Source organism: Microbacterium sp. CBA3102 (assembly GCF_007954505.1).
In the GTDB taxonomy this organism is placed as follows: Bacteria; Actinomycetota; Actinomycetes; order Actinomycetales; family Microbacteriaceae; genus Microbacterium; species Microbacterium aurugineum.
On record NZ_CP042412.1, the window covers coordinates 1,149,830 to 1,165,858 of the forward strand.

16 protein-coding genes are annotated in these 16,029 nt (G+C 69.2%); 6 read left to right on the forward strand and 10 right to left on the reverse strand.

The window, feature by feature from the left end:
- Nucleotides 1–60 precede the first annotated feature (60 nt).
- The 3 genes from FGL91_RS05575 to FGL91_RS05585 all read right to left on the reverse strand — a co-directional run bounded on the left by FGL91_RS05575 (nucleotide 61) and on the right by FGL91_RS05585 (nucleotide 3,221).
- Entirely contained in the window at nucleotides 61–1,416 is a 1,356-nt protein-coding gene (locus tag FGL91_RS05575; protein ID WP_153243307.1) for an anaerobic C4-dicarboxylate transporter family protein, read from the reverse strand.
- The gene (locus tag FGL91_RS05580; RefSeq protein WP_153243308.1) at nucleotides 1,413–2,153 is read right to left on the reverse strand and encodes a peptidase E; all 741 of its coding nucleotides are present in this window, start codon (nucleotides 2,151–2,153) and stop codon (nucleotides 1,413–1,415) included. The genes FGL91_RS05575 and FGL91_RS05580 overlap by 4 nt, the downstream gene beginning before the upstream one ends.
- 252 nt (nucleotides 2,154–2,405) lie before the next feature.
- A complete protein-coding gene (locus tag FGL91_RS05585; RefSeq protein WP_153243309.1) occupies nucleotides 2,406–3,221 on the reverse strand; it encodes an SGNH/GDSL hydrolase family protein in 816 nt (271 codons plus the stop codon).
- Between FGL91_RS05585 and FGL91_RS05590 the strand changes: the two genes are divergently transcribed.
- The 4 genes from FGL91_RS05590 to FGL91_RS05605 are packed head-to-tail and all read left to right on the forward strand — an operon-like array spanning nucleotide 3,220 to nucleotide 6,896.
- Entirely contained in the window at nucleotides 3,220–3,696 is a 477-nt protein-coding gene (locus FGL91_RS05590) for a cytochrome C5 (RefSeq protein ID WP_131492822.1), read from the forward strand. The two genes, FGL91_RS05585 and FGL91_RS05590, sit on opposite strands and share 2 nt — an antisense overlap.
- Nucleotides 3,693–5,489, forward strand: coding sequence for a glycoside hydrolase family 15 protein (locus FGL91_RS05595; protein ID WP_153243310.1), 1,797 nt, complete (start codon nucleotides 3,693–3,695; stop codon nucleotides 5,487–5,489). Before FGL91_RS05590 ends, FGL91_RS05595 begins: the two co-directional genes overlap by 4 nt.
- 37 nt (nucleotides 5,490–5,526) lie before the next feature.
- Nucleotides 5,527–6,435: an LssY C-terminal domain-containing protein gene (locus tag FGL91_RS05600; protein WP_153243311.1), complete on the forward strand. Its 909-nt coding sequence runs from the start codon at nucleotides 5,527–5,529 to the stop codon at nucleotides 6,433–6,435.
- Entirely contained in the window at nucleotides 6,432–6,896 is a 465-nt protein-coding gene (locus tag FGL91_RS05605) for a hypothetical protein (protein WP_153243312.1), read from the forward strand. The genes FGL91_RS05600 and FGL91_RS05605 overlap by 4 nt, the downstream gene beginning before the upstream one ends.
- On the opposite strand, the gene FGL91_RS05610 is transcribed toward FGL91_RS05605, so the two are convergent.
- A complete protein-coding gene (locus FGL91_RS05610) occupies nucleotides 6,874–7,878 on the reverse strand; it encodes a magnesium and cobalt transport protein CorA (protein ID WP_047523995.1) in 1,005 nt (334 codons plus the stop codon). The genes FGL91_RS05605 and FGL91_RS05610 overlap by 23 nt on opposite strands.
- Before the next feature lie 289 nt (nucleotides 7,879–8,167).
- On the opposite strand from FGL91_RS05610, the gene FGL91_RS05615 reads away from it, so the two are divergent.
- A complete protein-coding gene (locus tag FGL91_RS05615) occupies nucleotides 8,168–8,581 on the forward strand; it encodes a hypothetical protein (protein WP_153243313.1) in 414 nt (137 codons plus the stop codon).
- On the opposite strand, the gene FGL91_RS05620 is transcribed toward FGL91_RS05615, so the two are convergent.
- The 6 genes from FGL91_RS05620 to FGL91_RS05645 are packed head-to-tail and all read right to left on the reverse strand — an operon-like array spanning nucleotide 8,547 to nucleotide 14,572.
- Nucleotides 8,547–9,347, reverse strand: coding sequence for a hypothetical protein (locus tag FGL91_RS05620; RefSeq protein ID WP_131492814.1), 801 nt, complete (start codon nucleotides 9,345–9,347; stop codon nucleotides 8,547–8,549). The genes FGL91_RS05615 and FGL91_RS05620 overlap by 35 nt on opposite strands.
- Nucleotides 9,344–10,093 (reverse strand): amidohydrolase family protein, encoded by a 750-nt coding sequence (locus FGL91_RS05625; protein WP_131492813.1) that lies wholly within the window; start codon nucleotides 10,091–10,093, stop codon nucleotides 9,344–9,346. The genes FGL91_RS05620 and FGL91_RS05625 overlap by 4 nt, the downstream gene beginning before the upstream one ends.
- Nucleotides 10,090–11,307, reverse strand: a complete 1,218-nt coding sequence (locus FGL91_RS05630; protein WP_153243314.1) for an aminotransferase class III-fold pyridoxal phosphate-dependent enzyme — start codon at nucleotides 11,305–11,307, stop codon at nucleotides 10,090–10,092. Before FGL91_RS05630 ends, FGL91_RS05625 begins: the two co-directional genes overlap by 4 nt.
- Nucleotides 11,308–11,346: 39 nt before the next feature.
- On the reverse strand, nucleotides 11,347–12,372 hold the full coding sequence (locus tag FGL91_RS05635; protein ID WP_131492809.1) for a Gfo/Idh/MocA family protein: 1,026 nt from the start codon (nucleotides 12,370–12,372) through the stop codon (nucleotides 11,347–11,349).
- Nucleotides 12,369–13,391, reverse strand: coding sequence for a Gfo/Idh/MocA family protein (locus FGL91_RS05640; RefSeq protein ID WP_153243315.1), 1,023 nt, complete (start codon nucleotides 13,389–13,391; stop codon nucleotides 12,369–12,371). Before FGL91_RS05640 ends, FGL91_RS05635 begins: the two co-directional genes overlap by 4 nt.
- Nucleotides 13,388–14,572, reverse strand: coding sequence for an ROK family transcriptional regulator (locus FGL91_RS05645; RefSeq protein ID WP_131492805.1), 1,185 nt, complete (start codon nucleotides 14,570–14,572; stop codon nucleotides 13,388–13,390). Before FGL91_RS05645 ends, FGL91_RS05640 begins: the two co-directional genes overlap by 4 nt.
- Before the next feature lie 189 nt (nucleotides 14,573–14,761).
- Here FGL91_RS05645 and FGL91_RS05650 point away from each other — a divergent pair, with 189 nt between their 5' ends.
- Entirely contained in the window at nucleotides 14,762–16,003 is a 1,242-nt protein-coding gene (locus FGL91_RS05650) for an ABC transporter substrate-binding protein (RefSeq protein WP_131492803.1), read from the forward strand.
- The last annotated feature ends 26 nt before the right edge of the window (nucleotides 16,004–16,029 follow it).

A 16,029-nucleotide genomic window follows, 5' to 3' on the forward strand; every position in this document is an offset into this window, starting at 1 on the left:
TATTCCGAAATATCGGTGGGGCACGCTCCCGGGGGACGGTGTCGGCCGCTCGGGTGGAAGTCAGCCCATCAGGAACGAGAGCGACACCCCGACGACGATCGCGACACCCACGTAGATGAGGTTCGGCAGCTGGAATGAGTGGTCGAAGACGAACTTGCCCATCTTCGTCGTGCCGGTCTGGTCGAACGCCACGGTGGCCACCTGGCTGCCGTTCGCCGGCAGCGTGTAGATCCCCATGGTCGACGGCCACAGCCCCACCAGTAGAGGTGCCGGAAGCCCGATCGTGATACCGATCGGCACGATCGCGTTGGTCGCGCTCGATTGGCTCGTGGTGAGCATGGCGACCGCGAAGAGTGCCATCGCGAAGAGCAGCGCGCCGAGGAAGGCCGACGATCCGGAGACCACCGATCCGAGCCCGTCGACGATGAGGGTCTGGTTCGCCGCCACGAACGTGTTGGCGAGCCAGGCGATACCGAACAGGGCGATGGCCCCCACGATGCCGGCGGGGAAGGTCGGCTGCTTGGGGACGTCGGCGGCCTTGACCTTGCAGAACACGAAGACCAGGGCGGCGATGATGCCCATCGTGACCTCGATGATGACGGTCACACTGAGTCGGACGGGATCGCCGGCATCGTCGGTCCCGATCACCGGACGCAGATTCTCGAACAGCCCGAAGAATACGATCACCGCGACGCCTGCGAGGAACAGGGATGCCGAGAGCACGGCCGTCGGCGGGAGCTTGTGCTCGTGCGCGTCCACCGCCGGGGGCTTGATCTGGTGGTCGGCCAGGCGTCGCTGGAACTCCGGGTCGTCGTCGAGGTCCTTGCCGTGACGCATCATCACGAGCGCGGCGACGAAGAGCCCGGCGATGGAGGCCGGCCACATGATGAGCAGCAGTCCTCCGAGATCCACGCCCTGCGGCGCGAGCAGGACCACCATCGATGCGGTCGCGGCCGAGACGGGCGAGCACAGGATGCCGACTTGCGAGGCGACGGCCGAGACCGAGAGGGCGCGTTCGGGGCGGATCTTCTGCTGGTAGGAGACGTCGTAGATCACGGGCAACAGCGGGTAGAAGATGTTGCCCGTGCCGGCCCCGACGGTGAAGAGGAACGACATGGCCGGGGCGAGGAACACGACCGACTTCGGTTTGCGCCGGATCACTCTGGCCGCGACGGACACCATCCAGTCGATACCTCCGGCGGCTTGCATGGTGGAGGCGGCAGTGATCACGGTGATGACGATGAAGACCGCGTCGACCGGGGCGTTGCCCGGCGCTTCGCCGAACACGAAGATGAGGACGGCGACGCCCACCAGCCCCCAGACGCCGAGACCGATCCCGCTGGTGCGCGTGCCCATGTAGATCGCACCGACGACGATGATCAGCTGTGCGAGGAGGATCCACACGTTGTCGTTCATGACGACGGCCCCTTCGTGATCGGAGCGGACCCGGTGAGCACGGTCGTCGGCAGTTCGGTCTCGACGATCTTCCCGTCGATCGCCTCGACCCGCAGGGCGAGCGCGTTCTCGACAGGACTGATGGCGGTGACGAACTCGGAGTTCTCGAAGTGCAGCGACTGAAGGTTGCCGACGGCATAGCCCGTGGAGAGCTCCCCGCTGAGGAGGGAGGCGTGAAAGAGAGGGCGCCGCTGATCCTCGGCGTCGTAGTGCGGGCAGAAGCTGCCGTTCAGGAACCCGAGTCCCTCGGGGAGCACCTGGAGGGTCGGGCCGTAGCTGTCGGTCGTGCCGCCCTCGAACCAGCAGATACCACCGGCGCTGCCTCCCGTGAACACGACGTTCGAGTCGGGGTCCTCCCACATCTCACGCAGGATCGTGTCGAGGCCCTGCCGCTTCCAGACATCGAGCATGTTCGCCGTGTTGCCGCCGCCGACGTGGATCACGTCGAACCCTTTCACGAAACCGGCCAGGTCGTCGACCGCGCGATGGAAGAGCGGGAGATGGTGCGGTGCGCACCGGTCCGCGTCGTAGGTGGAATAGAAGCTCAGGATGTAGGCGGCGTCGTCGCCGGTCGCGGTGCCGACGAAGAGGACCCGGGGTCGCTCCTTGCCGGTGAGCCCGAGGATGTAGTCGTGCGTCGGGTCGTTCCGCCGTTCCATCATGGCCTTACCGGCCCCAGTAGCCACCACGTGAGACATCGGCCGCCCTCCGACTAGATCGTGCCGCCACCATAGAGGGGTGGCACCCGCGGCGTCCAGAGGGTCTTCACCCCGGGCGGAGGAACGTATATCGGTACATCACCCGCCGCCCTCGGGTAGTGGATAACGTGTTACCCGGTGACCGGGGTTCACCCCCTCGCCCCGGTCACCGAGTGGCTTGTCCATCCGGAGCAGTGCGTTGCTCGGCGAGCCGCGCACGCAGAGCAGCGGCGACGTCGTGATCCGCGGTGCCTAACCGTGGAGGCGTGCGGCGACGACCACGCCCTCGAGCAGTGCCACAGTCCGACTCCGTGCGCCCGCCGGGTGAAGACCGAGCGCCGTCGTGAGCTCGAGGGCGAGCGCGGCGTGCCCGGCGGCGTTCGGGTGGAAGGGATCGTTCATCAGGCCCCACGGCACCTCGCCGTCTCCGAGCGCGGCGAAGCGGGCGAACTGATCCACGAGGATGACGTCGTCGTCCGCGGCGACCCGACGCACCGCTGCGGCGAACTCGCCGATCCGCGCGCGCTCCGGGGCGTTGGCGACATCGATCGCGGGCGGCGTCTGCAGCACCGGGACGGCACCGAGTCCGCGCACGCGGACGACGAAGTCGTGCAGGGACGAGGCATACTCCTCCGGGGAGACCTCGGTGCGCTCGCCGCCGGTCGCGGCGTCGTTCGTGCCGATCATGAGCGTGACGACATCGGGCCGCCAGGACTCGACGCGGCGGTCCCAGTCGTCGAGGATGTCGCTGATGCGGTGCCCGCTGATCGCCGTGTTCACTACCACGTCGCGCACGCGCTCGCGCTCGCCCCGGATGATCTCGTGCAGGTGCTCGGGGTAGCTGCGGACCCCCTGCGTGTGGACCAGGCCGTGGGTGATGGAATCGCCCGTGATCACCCAGTTCAGCGGTTCGGCGCCGACAAGTGCATCGGCGAGGCGGCGGAGGTCGGCGGTGGCGGATTCGGCGTTCGGCACGGCATAGAGCCTATCGGCGCGGTCATCCTCACCGCGCTTCTGCGTGTGGGACGACCGCCCACGGGCGCTGCGGATGCGAAAGACTGAAGGCATGACCTCTTCTGCGCTCGACACCCTCCTCGCCCGCATCGTCGAGAGCGGCGTGATCGATGAACCGGTCGCCGAGAACGGCCTGGTGTACGGGAGAGCGAGCATCGACGCGGCAGGCACGGTGGTGAAGGTCAACGTCGATCCCGAGTTCGACGGCGACCACGACGACGAGATCGACCAGGAGGCGTTGATCGCTGCGATCTCGCGCATCCTGTCGGTCAGCGAGTCCCGGTGGCGGGCCGTGGTCGACGAGGTGGCGACCGAGATCGACGATGCGGTCGACGATGAGCCGGTCGTCGAGCAGATCGATCTGCGTGATGACCTCGAGGCCACGTCGGTCGTGGTGTTCGCCGACGCCGTGCTGCTCGCCTTCCTCGCGCCGAAGCAGTTCCCCGATGCGCGGATTCTCGTGCAGTTGGATGAGGATCTCGAGGTCGACGGCATCGAGGTCCGAGAAGACCTGCTCGACCACGCATGACCACGCGCATCGAGGACTATGCCCTGCTGAGCAACTGCCGCACGGCGGCGCTCGTCTCGCGCGCAGGAAGCATCGATTGGCTGTGTCTGCCGCGGCTCGACTCGGCGTCGACGTTCGCGGCCATGCTCGGAGACGAGTCCCACGGTCGCTGGCTGCTGCATCCGACAGACCCCGGGGCCGTGAGCACCCGGCGATACGACGAAGACACCTTCGTGCTCGTGACCCGGTGGGAGAGCGGGGACGCGGTCGCCGAAGTGCACGACTTCATGCCGATCGGCCTCGACCCCGATGCCGCCATCCGCCGTAGCGACCTCATCCGCAGGGTCGTCGGGGTGCGCGGCTCGATGCGCTTCGAGCAGCGGCTGAGCATCCGCTTCGACTACGCCAGGGTGATGCCGTGGGTGCGTCAGGTCGGTTCGCACGATGCACCGTGTCTGGTCGCGATGGGCGGTCCCGATGCCGTGGCCGTGCGTGGCGCCGCTCTGGAGCCGATCGACCATCAGCATCGTGGCGAGCTGACGGTGACCGCCGGTGAGACGCGCGACCTCCACCTGACCTGGTTCCCGTCGCACCTCGACCTCCCTCCCACCCTCGACGGCGAGAAGGAACTCGGCGCGACGAAGCAGTGGTGGCAGGACTGGGCCGACCGGATCTCGCACGACGGTCCGCACCGCGACGAGGTGGTCAGGTCGCTGCTGATCCTGCGGGCGCTGACCAATCATGAGACGGGCGGCATCGCAGCCGCGGCGACGATGGCACTGCCCGAGGAGATCGGAGGCAGGCGCAACTGGGACTATCGCTACGTCTGGCTGCGTGATGCCGCTCTGACCCTCGAGGCCCTGTGCGCGCACGGCTTCCTCGGCGTGGCAGGCCAGTGGCGGGAGTGGCTGCTGCGAGCGGTCGCCGGTGATCCCGCCGATCTGCAGATCATGTACGGCCCGGCGGGAGAGCGAGATCTTCCGGAGCGTGCTCTGCCGCACCTGCCCGGGTACGAGGGGTCCACGCCCGTGCGGATCGGCAACGGCGCAGCCGACCAGTATCAGGCGGATGTCGTCGGCGAAGTCGTGGTGACGCTGTCGGCCGCGCGGGCGGCGGGACTCACCGAGTCGGGCTTCTCCTGGCCGCTGGAGCGCGAGTTGCTGCGGTTCGCCTCCGAGCAGATCGAGCGTCCGGATCACGGCCTGTGGGAGATTCGCGGGGAGCCACGCTACTTCACCCACTCGCGGGTGATGATGTGGGCGGCGTTCGACCGGGCGGTGCGCGCGGTCGAGGAGCACGGCTTCGACGGCCCCGTCGAGCGCTGGCGTGGGCTGCGCGATCGGATGCGCGAGGAGATCGATCGCGACGGCGTCGTCGACGGCCACTTCGTGCAGCACTACGAGACGACCGAGGTCGACGCCTCGCTCCTGCTCCTTCCGCAGGTGGGCTACTGTCGGCCGGACGACCCGCGGATGCGGGCGACGGTCGCACGAATCGAGCAGACCCTGATGGCGGGCGGGCTGGTGCGGCGGTACCGCACGGCGACGGGGGTGGACGGCCTCGCCGGGACGGAGGGAGCCTTCCTCGCGTGCTCGTTCTGGCTGGTCGAGCAGTACGCCATGACCGGACGGCGCGCCGAGGCGCAGGCGCTCATGGAGAGGCTGTGCGCACTGGCGAACGACGTCGGGATGCTGTCGGAGGAGTACGACCCGGTGGTGGGGCGGCAGCTCGGCAACACCCCGCAGGCCTTCTCGCACCTTGCGCTCGTGCGGGCTGCCGATGCCCTGTCGCGGACGGAACCGCGGACGCGCTGACCTTTCCCGCGGTGCGAGCCCTTCCTAGGATGTGGGCATGGCGGAACCGGTGAAGAAGCGGGATCCTCTGGTCCAGCGCCAGAGGTTCTCCGTCAACGCGGCTCTCGATGACGCCTTCTTCGTGTTCGCCGGTCTGGCCGCGGTCTGGCTCGCGTACCTCATCGTCACCGAGGCGTTCTCGTGGGGCTGGTGGGCCATCGCCTTCGCGGTCGCGTTCTGGCTGCTCCTCGCCTACCTCGTCCTGCCGAGACTGCACGCGATCCTCACGCGCATCTACGTGCCCAGTTACTTCATCGGCCGCGCACGCACGAGTGACGGCCTGCTCGGCGACCCGGTGAACCTGGCCGTCCTCGGCTCGGAGGAGCAGCTCACCCGGTCCATGGCCGAAGCCGGATGGACGCGTGCCGACGACATCACCGCGGAGTCGACGTGGCGCATCGTGCTGTCGACCGTGCTGCGGCGCAGCTACGACGAGGCGCCGGTCAGCCCGCTCTTCCTGTTCGGTCGTCGGCAGGACCTCGCATATCAGCAGGAGGTCGAGGGCAACCCGGCCAAGCGGCACCACGTGCGGTTCTGGCGCTGCCCCGAGGGGTGGATGCTGCCCGGCGGTCACCGCGTGGATTGGGTGGCTGCCGGCACCTTCGATCGGGCCGTCGGCTTCTCGCTCTTCACCCTCCAGATCACCCACAAGATCGATGCGGACATCGATATCGAACGCGATCACATCGTCGGCACGCTGCGCCGCGCGCACAGCGGGGTGCGGATCGTCATCATCCGCGACTTCTCCACGGGCTATCACTCGCGAAACGGCGGCGGCGACAGCATCCACACCGACGGCGACCTGCCGGTCATCGATCTCCGCGGCGTCACGAAGGCACCTGCCTCGGGCTCCGCCGGGGAGCCCGAGGAGCAGGCACCGGTCACGGAACTGCGGGGGCTCTCATGAAACGCCCACTGGCCACGGGGCTCGGCGCCGTGCTGATGTCGCTCCGCGTGGCGTGGGGGTTCATCTCGATCCTCATCTACGCGCTGAACTGGGCGGCGATCAGCGAAGAGGTCTTCTCTTCCGAGAACGGCCTGGAGGCGGTGCCCGGGGACGTCGCCGATCTCCTGATCGTCATCGGTCTCTGCGCGCTCGGCGTCTGGTACGTGTTCTACGGCGTGCTCGCCGGGCTCGTGTTCGCCGGAGCCAACTGGGCGCGCATCGTGGCGATGAGCTTCGCCTCGCTCAGCATCATCGTCGTGTTCCTCGACTGGTGGAACGCCGGCATCCCCGTGACGTTCCGCACATCGCTCGCGAGCGTGGCCCTCGACATCCTCGTGCTGCTCGCCCTGTCGGCGCAGAGTGCACGCGGCTATGCCCGGCGCAACGACCCCCGCTCGATCACAACCACTTCTTATACTTGAACACCCCGTACAGGGCGACGGCGAACGCGGCCATCGCGCCGATCGCCATCGGATACCCGAAGGCCCAGTGCAGCTCGGGCATGACGTCGAAGTTCATCCCGTAGACCGTGCCGACGAGCGTCGGCGCGAAGATGATCGCCGCCCAGGAGGAGATCTTCTTGATCTCGTCGTTCTGTGCGAGCCCGGCCTCGGTCTGGCGGCGGGCCACGAGCGCGGAGTGCACGGTCAGCGCGTTCTCGAGGATGGCCCGGAACGAGTCGACCCGCTCGTTGACGCGGATCGTGTGGTCGAGGACGTCACGCAGCGACCGCTGCAGCTCCTCGTCGATGCGGTACTTCTCGGACCCGCGACGCAGCCACTCCAGCATCCCGCTCAGAGGATGCACCGCCCGCTGGAAGTTGATCACTTCGCGGGAGAGTTCATAGATGCGCCGGGAGAGCGCGCTGTCGTCGGCGCCGTCGCCGAAGAGCTGGTCCTCGATCTCATCGATGTCGTTGAGGAGTCCCGCCACGATCGGCTCGTACCCGTCGACGACCTCGTCGAGGATCGCGTAGAGCACCGCTTCCGGTCCCATCGCGAGCAGCTCGGGGTGGGCCTCCATGCGCATCCGGACGGCGGCGAGGTTCGGCGACTCGGCGTGGCGGATGGTCACCACGAAATCAGGGCCGACGAAGAGGTGCAGCTCGCCGAACTCGATCGACTCCTCCTTGTCGCGGTACCGGGCGGGGCGGAGGACGGCGAACAGGGTGTCGCCGTAGCGCTCCACCTTCGAGCGCTGGTGCCCGGAGAGCGCATCCTCGACGGCGAGAGGGTGCAGGTCGAACTCCCGGGCGACCGAGGCCACTTCCTCGGGGCTGGGCCGGTACAGCCCGATCCAGGCGATGCCCCCGGCCGCATCCAGCATCCGGTAGGTCTCGTCCAGGTTCTTGGGGGTCTCCACGCGACGTCCGTGGACGTACACGCCGTTGTCGATGAGCGCCATGATGCGGCTCCGTTCTCGCGGGCGCACGGCAGCGGAGAACTCCGTGCGCGGATTCGTCAGGGGGCGGATGACGCCACCGACGCTGCGGGAAGGACGTGCGCGTGCGGATCGGAGGATCAACGCGAGAGCGCAGGGAGTCGCGACGCAGCGAAGGCGGCGTCGTAACTATCACCGGACATCGCCATCACCGCCTTTCGGGACTCTTCGGGTCGAGCGACCCAACGCGCCAGCATACTCCTGTCGCCTGGGAACGGTGTCCACGGATCCGCGCACCACGAGGAGTGTGACCATGCCCTGGATGCTGGTCACGACGCAGAGCGTGCACCTCAATGCGAGTCGCGCCCGACGCAGGTACCGGAGGTTCCTCGATCGTCTTCCGCACCGGGAGCATGCTCCCGACCCCGCGGAGCTGGTCGCGGAGAAGGACTGCTCCCGTGCCCGCTGGGTGCGCGAGGTTCTCTCGACGACCCGCGAGCAGGATCGACACCTCGCCGTGCTGACGGCGCTTGAGGGTTTCACGATCCGCGAAGCCGTCGGCATCGGCGAACCGGCTGCCAAGGTGCGGCTCTCGCGGCTCCGTGCCCGCCTCTCCCAGACGCCGCATGACCTCTCGATGACACGGTCGCACCGACATCGGCAGCTTCCACCTCGGGTAGCGCCCGCGGGCCTCAGGGGAGCAGTGTCGCGGTGTTGCCAGTGGTGATCGCCCACCGTGCTTCGGCCGAGAGCGAGGATGCCGCGAGCTGTAGGGCCGTCGCCTCGGGGGTCTGCACGGGGAATGCGCTGCCGAAGACCCAGCGCTCCGGGTCGTCCCCGAGCCGGTCGGCGACGTGCGTCGGCCCGTTGACGTGCCACAGGTCCAGACGCAGCCCCCGTGGGGCGCTGTCGCCGAGGTGCCGGTTCAGCTCGATCCAGTCCGCCCGGTTGAGGCCGCTCAGCAGCAGCGGATGTGCAGGGGTCTCCCGCACGAGGTCCGCGATCCGGTGCACCTCGACGTCGACCGCGGGGGAGAGCGGATGCCGCACCCTGGCGTCGTCGAGCCGGGCGATCAGCTGCAGCGGGAGGTCGCGTTCGGCACACGCTTCGAGCACCGGGCGCACGGTGGCGACGTCATAGCGGTGGAACCCCGGAGCGACGCGGACGCCCCGGGCACCCGCGTCCACCGCGTCGTCGAGCTCGTCCTGCCAGCCGGGGTCGCGCGGGTCGAGCGTCACGCACACGCGGAACAGCGGGTCGTCTGCGCAGGAGGAGAGCACGGCCTCATTGCCGGTGCGGGTGTCGAAGCCGAACAGTGATGCCAGGTGCGAGACCCAGACGGAGCGCAGCCCGAAGCGGTGGGCGTAGGCGCGCAGGTCATCGGCATCCGCGGCGGACGAGAGCCGATACGGCCACTGGCCCACGAAGCACGTGGTGTCGGTGGCGCCGAGGTCGGCGAAGGCGCGCAGCATCCGGTGCGCCTGGGCGGTCACGCGGCCACCTCCGTGAGCCAGCGGGCGACCGTGCCGCCGAACACCCGCTCCTCCGTGTCGGTGTCGAGTCCGGCCCCGAGCACCTTGCCGACGTTGGCCGCGAGGTCGATGTGGTGCAGGTCCGACCCGAAGACGACCCGGTCGGGACCGAGTCGCTGCACGGCGAGGGCGACCTCGCCAGCGCCGATGATCGTGCCCGAGGTGTCGACCGCGATGTTCGGCACCGAGCGAACGGTGTTCACCGCCGACTCCGGCTGACCGCCCAGGTGCGCCATCAGGAAACGTGCGTCGGGATGGCGTCGGGCGGCGGCCGCGATGTGATCGGCCGTGGATTCGTAGGGGAAGCGGCCGATGGTCTTGCGCCAGGCATGGGCGAGCACGATCAGGCGGTGCTCCGCGGCGTATTCGAGGATTGGATCGGTGAGCGGATCGTCGGCGAGTGTCGCGATCCAGAGCTTGATGCCGATCATCCCGCGCTCCTCGACGTTGCGCCGCAGGTCGTCGAGGCTGTCGCGGCCGAAGCGCGGATTGACGTAGCAGTAGCCGCGCAGCCGATCGGGGTGGCGGCGCAGCTCCCCCGCCAGCACGGCGTTCATCCGCCTGACCTCGTCGAGGTTCGGGTGGGGCTGGAAGCCCCCGATGTTGCTGCACAGGAACAGGTCGATGCCGAGCCGCGCGCCTGCCTCGAACACCTCGGGGTCGAAACGGCCCTCGTCGAGATGCGTGTGCGCGTCGATGCCGGTCACGCTGTCGCCTCACGAGCGGCCACGGCGGCGCGGCGCAGCGTCTCGTCGATGTCGGCCTCCGTGTGGGCGGCGTTGACGTAGACCACGCGGTAGAACGAGAGCCCGACGCGGAAGGCCGCCCGCAGGAATGCCTGCAGCTCCTCGTTCGGCCCCACGAACTGCAGGCACGCGGGGTGTCCCACGAGGCGGAGGCCGGAGCCGACCTCGGCGAACAGCGCGTTCAGACCATCCTGCAGTCGCGTTCCGGACGCATGGAGGCGGGCGATCACGCCGCGGTCGCGGATCGCGGTCATCGTCGCCGTGGCCGCCGCGAGCGAGAGGGTCTCGCCCCCGTACGTCGAGGTCACGACGACCTCGCCGCGGTCGAGCACGGCGAGCACCTCACGTCGCCCGCAGTAGACGGCGAGCGGCATCCCGTTCGCGATCCCCTTGCCGAACACCGACAGGTCGGGGAGCACCCCGGTCGCCTCGGCCATCCCACCGAGGGCCACCCGGAAGCCGGTGACCATCTCGTCGTAGGCCAGCAGCGCGCCGTGCCGGTCGGCGAGCTCGCGCAGGTAGCGGTAGAAGTCGGCGGCGTCGGGCACGGCGGGGTAGTCGGCCGCGACGAGGATGACCGCGATCTCCGAGCCGCGGGTGAGGAACAGGCGGTCGAGGGTCGCACGGTCGTCCCAGGCGACTGCATGGTGCAGGGCGGCGAGGGCCGCAGGGACTCCGGCCACGGCGTCCGAGGTCGCCCCCGGGAGCACCCTGGCGCCCGCGGCGAGGGAATTGAGCCAGCCGTTGTATCCGATCTGCACGACCCGGTCGCGGCCGGTGTGCGCGCGGGCGATGCGGATCACGGCGGCCAGCGCTTCGCCGCCGGTCTTCAGGAAGCGAGCGGCTTCGGCACCGGGCACGAGCGAGCAGAACAGCTCGGCGGTCGTCGTCTCGAGCGGATGCGGGTGGCCGAACAGGATGCCGTCGTCGAGCTGGGCGCGGATCGCGGCGTCGACGGTGGGATCCGCATAGCCGAGCGTGACGGGACCGAGGGCGCACCGGTAGTCGATGAACTCGCGTCCGCGGTCGTCCCAGACGCGGCATCCTCGTCCGCGGACGATCACCTCCGGCTCGTCGGGCAGCAGGGTCGGCGTCTTGGAGTTCGTGCTCGAGCCGACCGGCATCACCGCCAGCGCACGCTGCCGCCATCCGGTGGTCGTCTGCGGGGTCTGCATGCGGGGCCTCTCTGCCGTGTGTGGTCCGTCGGGTCCGGTCTAGATGAGCGCGACGACCTCGCCGCCGCGCGCAGCGGAGGCCTGGGCGGCCTTGGCGATCTCGACCGTGCGGATGCCGACGCTGGCATCCGGCTGGGGCTGTCGCCCCGCACCCAGGGCGTGCACGAACTCGTCGAGCAGCAGCGCGTCGAGATCCGCACCCACCGGGCTCCAGGTCTCGCCCTGCGCGTCGTGCCCGGCGACGCCCTTCGCGAAGGGGCTGACCGTGATGGTGCCGCGCTCGGCGACGATCTGCAGCGTGAGTCCGCCCCACGTGGCCGAGCTCATCGGCCAGCTCCAGGAGCAGTCGATCGTGGCGATCACGCCGCTCGGGTACTGGATCGTGACGAGCCCGCCGGTCTCGACCGAGAGCTCTCGCTGTGCGTGCAGGATGCTGTTCGACACGGCGCGGACGGACTGCGCCCGCTCGCCCAGCAGTTCGTCGAGGATGTCGGCGCAGTGCACGACGTGATCGACCAGGGCGCCGCCGCCGGCCAGCTCGGGGTCGGTGAACCATGCCCGGTCCTGTGGGAGCTTGCCGTTGTTGATGCCCGTGACTCCGAGGATCCGCCCGAGGCGACCACTGCGCAGTTCGTCGATCGCATCGCGCACGCCGGGGGCGAAGCGCACCGGGTAGGCGACCATCAGGATGACGCCGGCCCGGTCGCAGGCATCGCGCATCGCGACGGCATCCTCGACGGTCGTGGCCAGGGGCTTCTCGCACAGCACGTGCACTCCGGCGGCGGCCGCACGCTCGACGAGGGCGCGATGCCGGGAGTTCTCTGCGGCGATGACGACGGCGTCGGGCTTCCATGCGAAGGCCTCGTCGTAGGTCTCGACGTACGCGACGCCGAGTTCGGCGGCCAGGGCGGCACCGCGAGGGGCGTCGTCCGGTGCCGTCGCGCCGTCGGGGTCGGCGGTGATGAGCTCGATCGACGGCATCGCCTTCAGCGCGTGCACGTAGCTCAGGGCGTGCGTGTGCGCGAAGGAGAGGACGGCGATCCGCAGGGCGGCGGGAGCGGTCATCGGGCGGCCTCCTCGGTCTCGGAGCGGGCGGAGTCGTCGTGGAGGGGGAGCGCGACCGGCGCACCGGCGGCGATCGAGGCGTACGCGGCCTCGGCCACGGCGACGGCCTCGATGCCGTCAGCGGGACCGACCGTGGCGTCACGTCCCTCGCGGAGGGCGGCCACGAAGTCCGCGATCTCGGCGTAGTACGGGCTCTCCTCCGGCGACATCGGGGGCAGGTAGTCGGTGGCTCCGGCGTCGAGCACCGCGTCGGTGCGCAGGGCGTGGTCTTCGGCGCTGTCGTAGCGCAGGCGCCCCTCGGAGCCGGTGACCTCGACGCTGGTGCGGAACGGCATCCCCGGTGCCACCCAGCTGGCGTGCAGGTGACTGATCACCCCGTTGCGGTGGGTCAGCACGACGTGCGCGGTGACGGGCGCGGGAACCCGGTCCTCGACGGTGGGCGGGTTCTGCACCGCGTAGACGGTGGCGACGGGGCCGGCGAACCACACCGCCTGGTCGATGTCGTGGATCATCAGATCGCGGATGACACCGCCGCCGGTGCTCTCCGAGAAGAACCAGGGCGTCTGTGGGGCGGAGCCGGCTCGGCTGAACCGCTGCACCGCGAGGGCGCCGATGCGACCTGCGTCGATCCCCGCCTTGATCTGCGCGTACTCGCCCATGTACCGCACGACGTGCGCGGGGAAGAGTCGCACGCCCGCCTCCTCGGCGGCCTGGGCGACGGTGGTCGCGGCTTCGGCGGTCGCCGCGAGCGGCTTCTCGCAGATCACATCGCGCCCACGGCCGATCGCACGCAGGGCGAAGTCGGCGTGGGTGCTGCTGGGGGTCACGATGTCGACGAGGTCGACCAGTCCGATGAGGGTGTCGACATCGGCGACGAGCTCGAACCCGTACTCCTCGGCGATCTCCTCGGCCCCGACGAGGGACGTCACGTACCCCTCGACGCCGAGCGCCCGCCAGGCGTCGGCGTGCACGCGCGAGATGCCTCCCGCGCCGATGAGTCCGACCTTCAACGTGCTCACTGCTTCTCCTCGGTGTTCTCGACGTCCGTGTCATCGGCTGCGGCCGACTCGTGCAGCAGGGGCGTGATCGGCGGGGCCGGCATGTCCTCAATGCCGTAGATCTGGGCGGCATGCCGCTGGAAGGCGTGCACGACGGCACCGTGCGCTGCGGCCTCCGCGCCCAGACGGGCCTCGGCGATCGGCACCTGGAACGGCAGCCCGAGGTGGCCGGGCAGGGCGGCCCGCAGGGGGGCGAGCAGCTGCTCGTGCGCCGCGGAGAGTCCGCCGCCGATCACGATCATCGCCGGGTCGACCGTCATCGTCAGGGTGGCGATGCCATGGGCGAGTTCATCGATGAAGCCGTCGAGCTCCTGCTGCGCCGCGGCGTCGCCGCCGCGTGCCTTCGCGAAGACCTCGGCTGCCGTCGGGGCGGTGCGCCACGAGATCTGCCCGGTCTCGGTGTTCAGACCGCGGAAGGCGAGGCGGCCGATGTCTCCGGCGGCGTTGTGGATGCCGCGGCGCGGGCGACCGCCGAGGATGAGTCCCATCGCGATGCGGTTGCCGACCGAGAGGTAGATGACGTCGTCGACCAGCTGCGCGACACCCAGGTGGTGCTCGGCGACCGCGGCCAGACGCACGCCGTTGTCGACCGCGACCGGGCAGCCGAGGGCGTGTCGCAGCTGGGAGCCGATGTCGATGCCCGACCACTCGGGGATGACGACCGAGGTGGTCACCCGCCCGGCGTCGTCGACGATGCCAGGGAGGGAGACGCCGACCGCGCGCACTCTGGAGGCGGGGATGGAGACGGCGGCGAGCGTGCGACGCACGTCATCGATCACGGCTGCGAGCTTCGAGGCGCCGTCCGGCTGCGCGGCGACACCGGTGTAGCTGCGCTGCGCGATCACGAGTCCGGCCAGATCGGCCAGCACGACGCGGACGCTCGCGACGCCGATGTCGACGCCCACCACGGTCCCGGCGGCGGCGTGGAACATGTAGCGGCGGGCCGGTCGCCCCGCACCGCCGCCGTTCCGCACCGGCGCGTCGACGATCAGCCCCGAGTCTCCGAGCGCGGTCACCGCGTTCTCGACGGAGGTGCGCGAGATCTCGAGCGATCGGGAGAGATCGTTGACGGTCGCGGGACCCGTGTCGCGCAGCTGCAGGGCGGATCGCGCAACGATCGAGAGTGGACTGGTCACGGCCATGTGCTGTCCCTTCTTCTTCTCCGTCGTCGGGTGCGATCAAATTAGCACACCGAATTCTCAGATCAAGCTTTGATGTTCTCGAACGGGAAACACGCCTGAAACAAGCCTCTGCGAACTTGTACTTGACGAATTATCCCATCCCAGTGTCATAATGAACCGTACTCAGCACGGTTCAAGCAAAGGAGCACCATGCGCGTCAGCAAGTTCATCGGCGTCGCCGCGGGAGTCGCGGCCGCCACCCTGTTGGCCGGATGTTCGGCCGGCGGAGGCAGCACCGCAGAGGGTGAGCAGGACATCACGGTCTGGCTCTACCCCGTCATCGCCGACGAGGCGGTGCACAAGGACTTCTGGGACTCGACGATCGCCGACTTCGAGAAGAAGAACGAGAACATCAACGTCACCTACGAGATCTTCCCGTGGGCGAACCGCGACGAGGCGCTCCAGACCGCGATCGCGGCGGGCAAGGGCCCGGATGTCGTCTACCTCATCCCCGACCAGCTCTCGGCGTACCAGAAGTCGATCGCTCCGCTCAACGACCTGTTGAGCGAGGAGCGCCAGAGCGAACTCCTGCCGAACGTGAAGAAGTCAGTCACGCTCGACGGAGACATCCTCGGCGCCCCAGTCCTCACCAGTGCGATGCCGCTCATCTGCAACGCCGCCGCCTTCGAGGCAGCCGGCGTCACCGAGTACCCCGAGACCTGGGACGACATCACCGCGATGGCGCCGAAGTTCACCGAGAAGGGCATGTACACCCTGAACTACCCGGCCTCCGCCGAGAACACCCTGAACCTCACCTACTACCCGCTGCTGTGGCAGGCGGGTGGAGAGGTCTACACCAAGGACGGCGACGTCGGGTTCGACAGCAAGGAAGGCACGCAGGCGCTGACCTTCCTCACCGATCTGGCCGAGGCCGGTGCACTCGACCCCGAGGCGCTCACCACCAACGTCCCGCTCGAGCAGACCGCGGTCGCTCAGGGCAGGGTCGCGTGCACGTGGAACAACGCCGTCACCGAGGTCGTGCCGTTCTGGGGTGAAGAGAACGTCAAGGTCCTCGCCCCGCTCACCGAGAAGGAGTCCGTGGCCTACGGCACCGTCGGGTCGCTCTCGGTGCTCAAGGGCTCCAAGGCGCAGGATGCGGCCGCGAAGTTCGCGGAATACGCCACCGGCGCCGACGTCGTCGAGCCGTACCTCAAGGCCGCCGGCTTCTTCTCGGCGCTCAGCACCACCGAGCCGCTGTACGCGGACGACCCGCTGCTCGGCGAGGTCGAGAAGTACGTCCCCGACACCACGGTCGGCGAGCTCAACGCCTCATCGCGTGCTCTCATGGGCGTGCTGGCTCCGGAGATCCAGGCGGCTCTGCTCGGGGACAAGTCCCCGGAGGACGCGCTGAAGGATGCTGCGGCCGCCGCGGCGCCGCTGGTCAAGAAGTAAGCAGTACCGGGGGCATGCGGAGCCCG